Genomic DNA, 13,056 nt, shown 5'->3' with positions numbered 1-13,056 from the left:
CAAAAATGACAGCTTTGTAAAAGCTAACTTGCAAAATAGAGAGTAGGAAGACAAATAGGCAGGTGAAATGGCTTGCTTTTTGCAAGACGAAACGGTAAAATAAAGCTAAGCAGCTTATGTGGAGTGAAACAAGTTTGCGATTTATGATGAGAAAACTACCACAGACTCTACAAGATTGCTTATATTGAAGAAGGACGATAAAGTTCGAGGAAAAAAATATGAATAGTCAGCTTTCAGAAAAAATTCATCAGTACAGTGCGACCTTTTCAAAAGGGCAAAAACAAATTGCTCGATATATAGAAGAATACCCTGACCGTGTGGCCTTTATGACGGCTGCCAAATTGGGTTTGACAGTGGGTGTCAGTGAATCAACAGTGGTTCGCTTTGCGACAGAAATTGGCTATTCAGGCTACCCTGCTTTGCAGCAAGCGATGCAAGAAATGATTCGCAGTAAGCTGACAAGCTTGCAGCGGTTAAGAATGTCTATGGAGCAGTTTGACAGAGAGAAAATTTTAGAGGCTGTTTTAGATAAAGATTCAGCTATTGTCAAACGAACCAAAGAGAATATGGATCAAGAAGCTTTCTATGAAGCAGTCAAGGCACTTGTCGGCGTGAAAAAAGTTTACATTTTGGGAGCAGGTAGTTCTCTTGCACTGGCTACCTTTCTTTCTCATTATTGTGAATTGATTTATGACAATGTGCATTTGATTGATGCTACGGGCGAAGCTCGTATTTATCAGCAGATGATTAGTGCTGATAAGGACGATGCCATCATCGCAATGAGCTTCCCGAGATATTCTAAGAAAGCGGTTAAAGCTTTGGATTTCGCTCAAAATTTAGGAGCTGTGACGATTGCTATCACTGATAGTGAAAGTTCACCGCTTGTTAAACATGCGTCTCATGTTCTACTCGCCAAAAGTGAAATGGTTTCTTTTGTCGACTCGCTTGTAGGACCACTTAGCTTAATTAATGCGCTGATTGTGGCCTTAGCGATGGAAAAACAAGCGGAGGTAGCGGAAAAGCTTGACCGGATTGAAAGAATCTGGGACGAATACGGTGTATACGAGAAAGTGGATGAAAAAATAAACGATGAAGAATGAATATGATGCCATTATAATTGGCGCAGGGCCGGCAGGACTTATGGCGGCAGGTACATGCGCCGCACAAGGCAAATCCGTTTTAATGATAGAAAAAAACGCAAAAACGGGACGCAAACTTCGCATTACCGGAAAAGGTCGGTGCAATGTGACCAATGACTGTTCACCACAAGAGGTAATTGCTTCGGTGCCAAAAAACGGCAAGTTCCTTTTTAGCGCCCTTAATCAGTTTGATTCCAGCGAGACCATGCACTTTTTTGAAAACTTAGGCGTAAAGCTGAAAGTAGAACGTGGCAGGCGGGTTTTTCCTGTATCTGATTCAGCGAATGAAGTGGCCGATGCACTTGAGAAATTTGCGCAGCAAAATGGAGTGGAAATACACAGAGACACTGTGCAGTCTTTACGAGTGGAAAATGGGGCCATTGTGGGTGTGAAAACACAGAGCGGAGTGGTCAAAGCAAAATCTGTTTTGATTGCCTGTGGAGGAGCTTCTTACCCTGGAACAGGTTCAAATGGTGATGGTGCAAAACTCGCTAAAGCGGTGGGGCATACAATAGAGCCTTTGAAGCCGTCTTTGATTCCTTTGGTTGAAAAAGGTGATACTTGCGCCAAACTGCAAGGTTTATCCCTTAAAAACAGCGGTGTGAAAGTCATTGATCAGGAAAAGAAAAAAGTTATCTATGAAGACTTTGGGGAACTGCTGTTTACGCATTTTGGGCTTTCAGGGCCGACCATCTTGAGTGCATCGGCTCATATGCGGCAGATGGCTAGCGGCCGTTATGCCGTCGAAATTGATTTAAAGCCTGCCTTGGATGACAAAAAATTAGATGAGAGAATTTTGCGTGACTTTGAAGAAACTAAGAACAAGCAGTTTATGAATAGCTTAGAAAAACTTTTGCCGCAGAAATTGATTCCTGTTATCGTTGAAAAATCAGGAATTGACCCGGAAAAGCGCTGTCACTCCGTGACAAGAGAAGAAAGACTTGCTTTAGGGCATTTATTGAAACATTTTACGGTTCAAGTACAAAGCTTTAGACCTTTAAATGAAGCCATCGTAACGTCTGGCGGTGTTTCGGTTAAAGAAATCTCGCCTAAGACGATGGAATCAAAATTGATTGCAGGACTCTTTTTTGCCGGTGAAGTGATGGATGTTGACGCCTATACAGGTGGATTCAATCTGCAAATTGCCTTTGCAACAGGACATTTAGCCGGTTCTTATTTATAATCCACTTGACAAATAGAAACAAAATAAGTCTTGATTAGTCGTAAAGATAACAAGGCTATTGCTTAAAAATGATATAAAAATAACGGAAGGAAAGGAAGGATGTAGAAAATGTTTGCAGTAGCAATTGATGGCCCTTCAGGGGCAGGGAAAAGCTCAGTGGCTCGTGCTGTAGCAGAAGAGTTGGGTTTTATCTATGTAGATACGGGGGCTATCTATCGAACGGTAGCCGTGGCTCTAATGCAGTTAGCAATTAATGTGTATGATGAAGAGCAAATTGAGAGCGCCTTGACAAAGATTCAAGTGAATATAGAGCGGGTTGACGGAGAACAGAGAATGTTTTTGGGTAATCGGGATGTCACTGAGCTGCTTCGTACTCCCGAAATCACGAAAACAGCATCTGTTGTTGCGGCTGTGCCTACTGTCAGAGACTTTTTGTTAGAGATACAGCGTAAGATAGCGCAGGAAAATCATGTCATTATGGATGGTCGCGATATTGGCACGGTGGTATTGCCCCATGCGCAGATAAAAATCTTTTTAACGGCTTCTGCAGAAGAACGTGCTAAACGTCGCATTGCGCAAATGGAGGAAGCCGGCATGAAGCCTGACCCTGCCGCAGTGCTCAGCGATATTCGTGAGCGGGATGAGCGAGATTCTAATCGTGAAATCGCACCACTCAGGCCTGCAGAAGACTCCATTTTAGTTGACACATCCAGTAGCACGAAAGAAGAAACCGTGCAAAAGATGATTTCGATTATTAAGGAGAAAAGAGAAAACGCCAAAGATTAACATTGGCAATAAGAAAGGTGGTCTGACCAAATGAAAAAAACAGCTTTATATCGTTTTGCACAAATCATTGTGCCGGCAATCTTTAAGATTCTTTATCGCTATAAGATAGTTGGAAAAGAAAATATACCACAAACCGGTAAGCTTTTGATGTGCAGTAATCATACATCCAATGCAGACCCCTTATTTTTGGGACTTACGCAAAAAAGACAAGTTTGGTTTATGGCAAAGCAAGAATTGTTTAAAAATAAATTTTTGGCAGGGATTATCAGAGGGCTAGGAGCATTTCCTGTGGAACGCTCGGGCGGTGTTTCTGCCATTAAAAAGGGAATTGATCTTTTAAAGAAAGAAAATGTGGTTGGTATTTTCATTGAAGGCACACGCTCAAAAACAGGTGAACTACTAAAACCCAAGCCCGGTGTGACACTGCTTGCGTATGAAACAAAGGCAACCATTGTGCCGATGGCCATTGTCGGCAAAGATGGAAAGCCTCCCAAGGCTTTTCAAAAAACAATTATTAACATTGGTAAGCCCATGCCATTTGAAGATTTAGGAATGGAAGATTCCAGTGGCCTTGCCATGAGAAACGCAAGCCGCACAGTCATGGAGGAAATTCGAATTCTGCGAGAAGAAGCCATTAAAATGCAGCAGAAAGGCGAATAGATTGAAAATATTTGAAAAAGAGGGCAAGAATAAAAAATCAATGGTGTGGCTGTTATTCACTATTATTTTTTGTTTTCTGTTATCGGCTTGTGACAGCGGTCAAACCGTCAACCGCAAAGAACCAGTCTCTACAGATTTATCCGTCGTGCAGATTGAGGGCGTAGAGATAGGTGTTTCTATTGATACAATAGATTTGGAAAAATATACACCGTTGCCAGCCGATACCTTTACCGAAGAGCCGAATGTTTATCGCTTTGAGGAAATGCAATTTGAGACAGATGGGAATAAACAAATTCAGAAAATAACAATATCCAATAACTTTGAGAATAAGACGGCCTTGTTTTCGATAAAAGGTGAAAATGAGAATCTAACCATACAAAAGGTTGTTGAGTTATTGGGAAAAAACTACAATGATTATTGGTACGACAGAGAGCAAAAGATTAAAGCTTACACATATCATGATGAAGCAAAAGAGATGTATGCAACTTTTACCTTTAACACAGATTATAAAGATTTAATCTGGGTAATTCTTAGTCGGTAGATAAAAAAGAGTGCAACAAAAGATGGATAGTGAGGTGAATCAATGGTAGAGTTAGCCAAAACCGCAGGCTTTTGCTACGGAGTGGATAGAGCGGTTGGCATGGTATATGATTTGCTAGAAAAAGGAAAAAAAGTAGCGACAGTAGGGCCAATTATTCATAACCCTCAAATTGTCTCTGACCTAGCAGAAAAAGGCGTTATTATTGTAAACGAACCCAAAGAAGTGCCCAAGGGTTATGTTTTGGTTATCCGCTCACATGGCGTTGGAAAAATTGTGACAGATGAGGCAGAAGATCTGGCGCTTGAATTAGCCGATGCAACATGTCCTTTTGTAAAAAAGATTCATCGGCTAGCAACTCGTGCAGGCGAAGAAGGAAAAGTGTTTTTGTTCTTTGGAGATGCCGATCATCCAGAGGTTATGGGTGTTGTGGGTCACTGCACGGGAGAATATTACGTCGTCAAAAATGAGAGCGGCTTATACGAATTATGGCAAAATAATCCCGATTTAGCGCAAAAATCGATTTTTGTGGCGGCGCAAACGACGTTTAATACAAATGAATGGAAGAATTGTTTAAAAACTCTTAAAAAACTATGTACAAATCATGAGGTTTTTGATACAATATGTAATGCAACTGTTCTTAGACAAGCAGAAGCAAAAATTTTATCTGAAAATTCCGATGTCATGATTGTTGTTGGCGGCCGTGAAAGTTCAAACACGGCAAAGCTCTTTTCAATTTGCAACGAAAATGCAGAAACCTATTTGGTTGAAACAGCAAAAGAACTGCCAAACCTTGAGGGAAGTCTAAAAATCGGGATAACAGCGGGGGCATCGACCCCTGCAAGCATTATAAAGGAGGTACTTGTTACCATGTCGGACATGAATCAAATTGCAGAACAAAACTTTGAGGAGATGCTTGAGGAGTCCCTGAAGAGTTTCAATACAGATGAAAAGGTGCGTGGCATCGTTGTCGGAATTACGCCGACTGAAGTATATGTCGATGTGGGCAGAAAACAGGCCGGCTTTGTACCTGCAAATGAACTTTCTCAAGATCCTAACGTAAGACCCGAAGATATCGTTAAAATGGGCGATGAAATTGACCTTTTGATTATGAAAACCAATGATCAAGAAGGCACCATCATGCTTTCTAAAAAGCGTGTTGACGCTATGAAAGGCTGGGATGACATCGAGGCTGCTCTTGAGAGCCAAGAAGTTTTGACCGGTAAAGTGATTGAAGTTGTTAAGGGCGGCGTCATTGTTTTAAGCAAAAACATGCGCATTTTTGTCCCTGCTTCTCAAGCAACAACCTCAAGAGGCGAAGACCTAAACGGACTTAAGAACAAAGAAGTTAACTTCCGTGTGATTGAAGTGAATAGAGGACGCCGCCGTGCGGTTGGTTCTATCCGTTCCGTTTTGAAAGAACAAAGAAAAGCAGCACAGGAGAAATTCTGGACTGATATTCAAGAAGGACAGCGTTTTACCGGCAAAGTAAAATCTTTCACCAACTTCGGTGCCTTTATCGATTTAGGCGGTGTAGACGGTATGGTTCATATCTCTGAGCTTTCTTGGAATAGAGTAAAGCATCCTAGTGATGTACTTTCTATCGGAGAAACCGTAGAAGTATTTGTAAAAGGATTAGACAGAGAAAACGGTAAAATTTCTCTTGGTTATAAAGATCCTTCTCAAAACCCTTGGGAAAAACTTGAAAAAGAATATCCTGCTGGCACAGTATGTGAAGCAACAATTGTCGGCTTAACCGATTTTGGTGCATTTGCAAATGTAATTCCCGGCATTGACGGATTAATTCATATCTCTCAAATTGCAGACCGCAGAATTGAGAAACCCCAAGATGTTTTGGCAGTTGGCGACAAAGTGAATGTCAAAATCACAGAAATCGATTTTGAAAATCATAGAGTGTCTTTGTCTATGCGTGCTTTGCTTGAAGATTCTCAGGCAGAAGCAGCAAAAGCAGATAACGGCGAGGCAGAAGTAGTCTATAGCACAGAAGCAGAGTAAATAAATTTTAGCAAATACAATGTGCGTATAACGGGGTAGTGAAAACTGCCCTGTTTTATCTATTCAGGTTTTTGGACAGGCTGTGTGTGCTTAAACCTGCATATTTATAGTAAACTTGACTTTGCTTTGTTAAAAAAAGGCAGTCAACAGGGGGAATCAACTTTGAAAAAGGCAAAAAAATATGTGTTTTTTGTCGTTGCTATTTTGACCGTTTTATTTACATACCTTTCTTTGTTTGGTGCGTATGGTCAGAATGGAGATTTCAAAACGACGTATCTGAAAGGTGCCGGCGATATTCGCTGGGGCATTGATATTCGAGGCGGTGTAGAAGCTACATTTAGTCCGGCTGATGGAATTAAAGCGGATGACAATCAGTTGAACGCAGCAAAAGCAATTATCGAAACCCGTATGGTAAACACCAATATTACGGACTATGAATTGTATAAAGATTCGACGAATAATCGTATTATTGTTCGTTTCCCGTGGAAGAGTGATGAGAGTGATTTCAACGCTGAAAAGGCAATTGAAGAGCTTTCAGCTACCGCGCTTTTGACATTCCGTGAGGGAATGGAATATGAATCTAGCGAATATGCAGCAGATGGTTCTTTGATTTATAAGACGCCTGCAGGTGAAACAGCCAACAAGATTATTCTTGAGGGTGCAGATGTTGTCAAAGCCGAACCAGGCATGATTCAAGATTCTTCTTCAGGCCAATATGAATATCTGGTTTCGCTAGAGCTTTCAGAAGACGGCAAAACAAAATTTGCTGAAGCAACAGAAAGACTCAAAGGCGGCGTCATCTCCATTTGGATGGATGATGTGATGATTTCATATCCTACAGTAGAAGCTGTTATTTCGGATGGTAAGTGTACCATTAGCGGAAACTTTACTTCGGCTGAAGCCTCTGCTTTGGCTTCTAAGATTCAAGCAGGTGCATTGCCCTTTGCTCTAAAAGTTTCTGATTTTAGCGCGATTACTCCTACCTTAGGTTCACGTGCATTAGATGCCATGGCACAGGCTGGTGTCATTGCATTCATAATCATTGCCATCTTGATGTTGGTTTTTTATCGTTTACCCGGTTTTGTGGCTATTATCAGTTTGGCGGGACAAGTTGCTTTTTCTTTGGCGATTGTATCAGGATTCTTCCCTGCATTCAACAGCTTTACCATGACATTGCCCGGTATCGCCGGTATTATTCTTTCCATTGGTATGGGTGTTGACGCCAATATTATTACAGCAAGCCGTATTCGTGAAGAGCTTAAGAACGGAAAATCTTTGGATAGTGCCATTCAAAAAGGTTCAAGCGAAAGCTTTTGGGCGATTTTTGACGGCAATATCACCGTGATTATCGTTGCTTTGATGCTGATCGGCGTGTTTGGACCCAGCAATATTCTTTCCATGTTGTTTGGACAGTCTACGACAGGCTCTATTTATGCCTTTGGTTATACACTTCTTTTAGGTACATTTGGAAACTTTATCATGGGTGTTTGGGCTTCAAGAGCGATGGTTCGCTCACTGTCAGCTTTCAAGCCTCTTCGAAATAAATGGCTGTATGGAGCACCTAAAGATAATGCGAAGTCATTCTACTTTGATTTCTACAAATCTAAAAAATATTTTATTGCTGTTTCTGTTGTTATCATGTTAGCGGGTGTGGTTTTCAATATCACATCAGGCGTTAAATTGGATACACAATTTGCCGGTGGCGCACAGCTGCAATATTCTGTTTCGGGCGGCAATGTAGAGCAAGAAGATGTGCAGGACATTGTAACAGAAGCGACTGGAAAACATGCTACAGTAGTAGTGAACGAATCTATGGCAGAAGAAGATGCCGGAAAGAAATTTATCACTATTTCTTTCTCAGGCAAAGAAGCTTTAAATGTAGAAGAGCAAAAGAATGTTTTAGTATCTTTAGAAGATAAATTTGCTGATTCTGATTTTGAGTTTGTGCAGTCTAGCTCTATGGATCCGGCAATGGGTGCAAAATTCTTGCAGAAATGCTTAGTCTGCCTTGCCATTACGGTTGTTTTCCTGCTGATTTATATTGGACTTCGTTTCAAGAAGATTGGCGGACTTACAGCAGGCGGAACAGCCATTATTGCCCTTTTGCATGATGTGTTGATTACGTACTTTGTTTTTGTCATATTCGGTATGCCGATTAATGACAACTTTATGGCGGTTATCCTAACAATTTTGGGTTATTCTTTGAATGACACAATTGTTATTTTTGACCGTATTCGTGAGAATAGAAGACTTATGCCGAAATCTGATATCACCTATATTTCAAATCTAAGTCTTAGCCAAACCTTTGGCCGCTCTGTTATGACTTCTGTAGCTACTTTTGCAGCTCTTTTGGTTACTTACATTATAGCTATTATGAATAATATGGATTCTGTTGCAAGTTTTGCTATGCCGATGATGATTGGTGTTGTGGCAGGCGCTTATTCAAGCTTGGTTATTGCCGCACCGCTCTATAGCTGGTTGCAACTTCGTCAGAAAAAAGGACAAAAGGCTAACTAGTAAGGAATAAAGCAAACAGATTAATATAATGCGACGTTAATAAACTTCCGTACCGAAAGAGGTGCGGGAGTTTTATTATTTCTTTATGGCATACTGCCTTCAGTGGTACAGTACAGTTCTTATAGACTTTATTTTTAAATAAGAACATTAATTAGCTAAAAAATAAACAGTTTGCTATAACTAACTAAAATGAGAATTACTCTTGAAAGTACGGCAAATAGGTGTTATAATGAAAGAAATAATTAGGTAAGGAGGCAGGAGATGAAAATTCAGGAATCAGCAGAAAATTATTTAGAAACCATATTGATGCTTAGTGAGACAAAACACGATGTGCGTTCAATTGATATTGCGACAGAAATGGAGTTTACAAAACCCAGTGTAAGTGTAGCAATGAAAAAGCTTCGAGAAAATGGATATATTCATATGGATACTGACGGCTACATTACGCTGACAGAGTCCGGTAAAATCGTAGCAGAGAGAACCTATGAAAGACATAAGTTTTTGTCAAAGTTTTTAACAGATATTGGTGTCAATCATGAAGTAGCAGCTGAAGATGCCTGCCGCATTGAACATGTTATCAGTGCCGAGAGCTTTGAAAAATTAAAAACTTTTGTAAAGATGACTTCAACCGAGTTAGACAATCAGGTTGAATAAAAGCTGCAATAAAGTCACTTGACTTTATTATTTTTTCAGCGTACAATAAAGACAACAATTCTTCGGGGCAAGGTGAAATTCCTGACCGGCAGTGATAGTCTGCGAGCCATTTTGGTTGAATCGGTGTAATTCCGATACCGACGGTAATTTTCTGTGAAAGCAGAAAAAAGTCCGGATGATAGAAGAGAGCATAGAAAAAAGTTTCCCCGATAGGCTTTTTGCGCCTTTCGGGGATTTTTGTTTCGCTCTTGCCGATTGATTGTAAAATTATCATCGTCATGAGAAAGGGTTTTGTTATGGAAAGAGTACAAAAACGAGTCAATGTAAGAAAGCTAGCCGTCGTAGCTGTGCTGGGAGCAGTCGCTTCTGTGTTAATGTTTTTGGAATTTAGCATTCCGATTGTTCCGTCTTTTTTAAAGCTAGATTTTTCAGAACTACCGGCTTTAATTGCAGCGTTTGCCTTTGGACCTCTGTCAGGGGTTGCGGTATGTTTGATTAAAAATGTAGTAAATCTGCTATTCAGCAGTTCCTTTGGAGTAGGTTCTATTGCGAATTTCTTGATAGGAGCTGTGTTTGTTTGGACGGCAGGATTCATTTATCAAAAAGGTAAAAATCGTAAATCGGCCATGATAGGAGTGCTGGTGGGCAGCATAATCATGGGGGTGGCGAGTTTATTTGTCAACTATTATATTGTTTACCCAATCTATGCACAGTTGATGACAATGGAGAAAATTATACAGGCCTATCAGGTAATTTATCCAGGTGTCAAAAATTTGTGGCAGGCACTTTTGATTTTTAATCTTCCGTTTACAATAATAAAAGGCTTTATCAATGCTGGGTTGACGTTTATGCTTTATAAAAAACTTTCACCTATTTTGAAGGGCAATTAGTAGGTTTTTATTAATAAAAAGAAGCGTAGGATATTTTCCTACGCTTCTTTGGTTTATAAATGAAATATAACGGCACGATTTATCGGAGATATAGAATGAAAAATTGAAATCTTCATTTCCTAGACACTATCATAAAATGGGGGCTCATGCCCATGATGGCATCTTCATTTTCTGTACGCCTGACAATATCTAACAATCTTTCGCGGCTTTTATCTTCTTCCCATTTTTCATTTAAACAGGGAGTAAACCAAATGGCACCTTCGATGGCGTATTTATCAATAATTTCGAAACCGCTGGATTCAATTTCACCTTGTAGTTCTAAAGGTGTATGAAAGTAAGCTTGTGCCAAGAAATAGGGATATTCTTGGGGCCTTGTATGAATACCTGATGACAATTCAGTAGTAATCATTTGATAGTAGATATCATCATCTAAGAAAAGATTATCCTTGCCATAAGTTGATAAAGCCCAAGTTGTAGAACTGAATTTTGAGATTCCCACTGAAAACAAAAGACCTCCTTTTTTCAAAACTCTTTTAGCTTCATGCAAAACTTGTAATCTATCAGTCTTATTTTGCAAATGGTATAATGGACCCATTAACAAAACAATATCAGCACTGTTATCTGCTCTTTGAACGTTTCTGGCATCACAAATCTCTGCCGAAAAAATATGATTGCCATTTTGGTTTTTAAGAGCATATTCAACAGCCAATGGGGCTAATTCTAAAAGATGAACATCATTTTTTAGTTCTGCGAGCCAAGAAGAATAGACGCCAATACCTCCACCAATATCATAGATAACATAACTAGAATCAGATAGGTATTTTTCTAGGATTTCTTTCGTTCGGAGAAATTCAACTTTTCCAAGGCCTCGTTCTAATCGACCTTTTTCAGCACCTGCATTATAAAATTCAAATACTTCATCGATTTTTTCCATATGTTCACCTTATTTCAGCATATTTTAAAAAATGCATAAGGATTTTAACTCCCTATGCACACTTTTAATTGAAGCTGATATTTCATATAATAAAGAAGTAAAAATTAGCACTAACTAAAAAATCATTTTAATGTTTACGGCCAAATAGCTCAAATCGCAGATGAGTAGGCATGAATTTCTTAACAGCCTCCAGCAAATCTTCATCAGGACTGAAAATTAATAGAGTTTTACCTGTTTTTTTAGTATTGACAATCACATACCAAGCACCTTGACCATCACTATATTCAGAAACAAACAATTTTGTTTGCACCTGACGGTTTTCCAGTCTTGCTTTATTTTTTTCGTATTCACCCATGTCTTCAATGTCTTTGCATTCGAAGGTAGTCAAACGTTTTCTAGAAGCACGGTTCATGATTTTGTCAACGGAAACATAACCGTTTGTCAAGCTGTATTCGTATTCAAGATTTCGCATAGAAATCAACTTGTAACCGCCATAGCTAGCTGCGATGACCACAAAGAAAACAATACTGGGGTTTGGTAGAAAAAGAAGAGTGGCGAAGCCAAGGGCAATAACCGCCAAAAAAATTAGGACAAAGATAGCAATATCCTTTCCTCCGGTTCTTTTTTTCACCATGCGTTCAATAAAAACATCATTCATTTACAGTTCGCTCCTAAAAGTTTATCGTCATAATAAATAAAAAAATAATTAAGATAAATGTTACAGCTATTCTATCATAATAAAATTAGAAATTCAAACGTTCTTTTATGAATTTTGTTTAAAATTTCTTCTATAAAAGATGAAATTAGAAGTGATACTTGAGGGTACAATAAAAAATACGGATTTAGTAGAGAAAGACTTGCTAAAAAAAATAAAATATGATATACTTGATTGGCAAAAAAACACACGTCGTTAAGTTTCGTATTGGTGCTCAATCTTGAGTTTTCACGAAAAAAACTGCGGCGGCGGACAAACCATGGAGGTATTAAAATGGCTATTGTATCAATGAAACAACTTTTGGAGGCTGGTGTTCACTTCGGTCACCAAACAAGAAGATGGAACCCGAAAATGGCTCAGTACATTTTCACAGAGAGAAATGGTATCTATATCATTGATCTTCAAAAAACCGTAAAAAAACTAGAAGAAGCTTATAACTTTGTTCGTGACATTGCAATGGATGGCAAAAACGTCTTGTTTGTCGGTACAAAGAAACAAGCTCAGGATTCCATTCGTGAAGAAGCTGAAAGAGCTGGCGCTTACTATGTAAATGCTCGTTGGTTGGGCGGCATGATGACAAACTTCACAACAATTCGTCGCAGAATTGAAAGACTGAAACAACTCAGAAAAATGGAAGAAGACGGCACATTTGAACTTCTGCCTAAAAAAGAAGTTGCTAAACTCAGACATGAAGCTGAAAAGCTTGAAAAATTCATGGGCGGTATCGAATCCATGAACGAATTCCCTGGTGCACTCTTTATTGTTGATCCACGCAAGGAGAGAATTGCTGTAGCAGAAGCTAAAAACTTAGGTATTCCGATTGTGGCTATCGTTGACACAAACTGTGATCCTGATGAAATTGATTATGTAATTCCTGGCAATGATGATGCTATTCGTGCTGTTAAATTCATTTCTAGCGTAATTGCTAATGCAATCATTGAAGGCCGCGAAGGTCAAATGGGCGCAGCTGCTGCAGAAGAAGTAAAAGAATAAGAACATTTTATAATAGATAAAATTTGGAGGT

The 13,056-nt window shown here is 39.4% G+C and carries 12 protein-coding genes and 1 riboswitch; of the genes, 10 read left to right on the top strand and 2 right to left on the bottom strand.

Features of this window, described 5'->3' with window-relative positions:
* The first annotated feature begins 218 nt into the window (after positions 1–218).
* The 9 genes from CS931_RS11330 to CS931_RS11290 all read left to right on the top strand — a co-directional run bounded on the left by CS931_RS11330 (position 219) and on the right by CS931_RS11290 (position 10,383).
* A complete protein-coding gene (locus CS931_RS11330; RefSeq protein ID WP_099206002.1) occupies positions 219–1,100 on the top strand; it encodes a MurR/RpiR family transcriptional regulator in 882 nt (293 codons plus the stop codon).
* Entirely contained in the window at positions 1,090–2,322 is a 1,233-nt protein-coding gene (locus tag CS931_RS11325; protein ID WP_099206001.1) for a BaiN/RdsA family NAD(P)/FAD-dependent oxidoreductase, read from the top strand. Before CS931_RS11330 ends, CS931_RS11325 begins: the two co-directional genes overlap by 11 nt.
* 108 nt (positions 2,323–2,430) lie before the next feature.
* Complete coding sequence (gene cmk / locus CS931_RS11320) at positions 2,431–3,108, top strand: (d)CMP kinase (protein ID WP_099206000.1); 678 nt, start codon at positions 2,431–2,433, stop codon at positions 3,106–3,108.
* A gap of 30 nt (positions 3,109–3,138) precedes the next feature.
* On the top strand, positions 3,139–3,768 hold the full coding sequence (locus CS931_RS11315; RefSeq protein WP_099205999.1) for a lysophospholipid acyltransferase family protein: 630 nt from the start codon (positions 3,139–3,141) through the stop codon (positions 3,766–3,768).
* A 1-nt stretch (position 3,769) separates the two neighbouring features.
* A complete protein-coding gene (locus CS931_RS11310; protein WP_099205998.1) occupies positions 3,770–4,309 on the top strand; it encodes a hypothetical protein in 540 nt (179 codons plus the stop codon).
* Positions 4,310–4,351: 42 nt separating this feature from the next.
* Entirely contained in the window at positions 4,352–6,322 is a 1,971-nt protein-coding gene (locus tag CS931_RS11305; RefSeq protein ID WP_099205997.1) for a bifunctional 4-hydroxy-3-methylbut-2-enyl diphosphate reductase/30S ribosomal protein S1, read from the top strand.
* 162 nt (positions 6,323–6,484) lie between these two features.
* Positions 6,485–8,839 (top strand): protein translocase subunit SecF, encoded by a 2,355-nt coding sequence (secF, locus tag CS931_RS11300; RefSeq protein ID WP_099205996.1) that lies wholly within the window; start codon positions 6,485–6,487, stop codon positions 8,837–8,839.
* 261 nt (positions 8,840–9,100) lie between these two features.
* Entirely contained in the window at positions 9,101–9,493 is a 393-nt protein-coding gene (locus CS931_RS11295) for a metal-dependent transcriptional regulator (protein WP_099205995.1), read from the top strand.
* 54 nt (positions 9,494–9,547) lie between these two features.
* A riboswitch (FMN riboswitch) is annotated at positions 9,548–9,684 on the top strand.
* A gap of 105 nt (positions 9,685–9,789) precedes the next feature.
* Positions 9,790–10,383, top strand: a complete 594-nt coding sequence (locus CS931_RS11290) for an ECF transporter S component (protein WP_099205994.1) — start codon at positions 9,790–9,792, stop codon at positions 10,381–10,383.
* Positions 10,384–10,495: 112 nt separating this feature from the next.
* On the opposite strand, the gene CS931_RS11285 is transcribed toward CS931_RS11290, so the two are convergent.
* Positions 10,496–11,317 carry a class I SAM-dependent methyltransferase gene (locus CS931_RS11285; protein ID WP_099205993.1) on the bottom strand — a complete coding sequence of 274 codons (822 nt, stop codon included), beginning with the start codon at positions 11,315–11,317 and terminating at the stop codon, positions 10,496–10,498.
* Between the two features lie 127 nt (positions 11,318–11,444).
* Complete coding sequence (locus CS931_RS11280) at positions 11,445–11,975, bottom strand: DUF6106 family protein (protein WP_099205992.1); 531 nt, start codon at positions 11,973–11,975, stop codon at positions 11,445–11,447.
* Positions 11,976–12,305: 330 nt separating this feature from the next.
* On the opposite strand from CS931_RS11280, the gene rpsB reads away from it, so the two are divergent.
* Positions 12,306–13,025, top strand: a complete 720-nt coding sequence (rpsB, locus tag CS931_RS11275; RefSeq protein WP_099205991.1) for a 30S ribosomal protein S2 — start codon at positions 12,306–12,308, stop codon at positions 13,023–13,025.
* The last annotated feature ends 31 nt before the right edge of the window (positions 13,026–13,056 follow it).

It is taken from the genome of Scatolibacter rhodanostii (assembly GCF_900197595.1).
Taxonomy (GTDB): Bacteria; Bacillota; Clostridia; order Oscillospirales; family Acutalibacteraceae; genus Scatolibacter; species Scatolibacter rhodanostii.
Note: the sequence above shows the minus strand (reverse complement) of the source record. Positions and strands in the feature narration are given on the sequence as shown.

What these genes read in the sequence shown, in the direction of transcription:
- CS931_RS11330 (WP_099206002.1), top strand. Translation starts at nt 219, where the DNA reads ATGAATAGTCAGCTTTCAGAAAAAATTCATCAGTACAGTGCGACCTTT.
- CS931_RS11325 (WP_099206001.1), top strand. Translation starts at nt 1,090, where the DNA reads ATGAAGAATGAATATGATGCCATTATAATTGGCGCAGGGCCGGCAGGA.
- cmk (WP_099206000.1), top strand. Translation starts at nt 2,431, where the DNA reads ATGTTTGCAGTAGCAATTGATGGCCCTTCAGGGGCAGGGAAAAGCTCA.
- CS931_RS11315 (WP_099205999.1), top strand. Translation starts at nt 3,139, where the DNA reads ATGAAAAAAACAGCTTTATATCGTTTTGCACAAATCATTGTGCCGGCA.
- CS931_RS11305 (WP_099205997.1), top strand. Translation starts at nt 4,352, where the DNA reads ATGGTAGAGTTAGCCAAAACCGCAGGCTTTTGCTACGGAGTGGATAGA.
- CS931_RS11295 (WP_099205995.1), top strand. Translation starts at nt 9,101, where the DNA reads ATGAAAATTCAGGAATCAGCAGAAAATTATTTAGAAACCATATTGATG.
- CS931_RS11290 (WP_099205994.1), top strand. Translation starts at nt 9,790, where the DNA reads ATGGAAAGAGTACAAAAACGAGTCAATGTAAGAAAGCTAGCCGTCGTA.
- CS931_RS11285 (WP_099205993.1), bottom strand. Translation starts at nt 11,317, where the DNA reads ATGGAAAAAATCGATGAAGTATTTGAATTTTATAATGCAGGTGCTGAA.
- CS931_RS11280 (WP_099205992.1), bottom strand. Translation starts at nt 11,975, where the DNA reads ATGAATGATGTTTTTATTGAACGCATGGTGAAAAAAAGAACCGGAGGA.
- rpsB (WP_099205991.1), top strand. Translation starts at nt 12,306, where the DNA reads ATGGCTATTGTATCAATGAAACAACTTTTGGAGGCTGGTGTTCACTTC.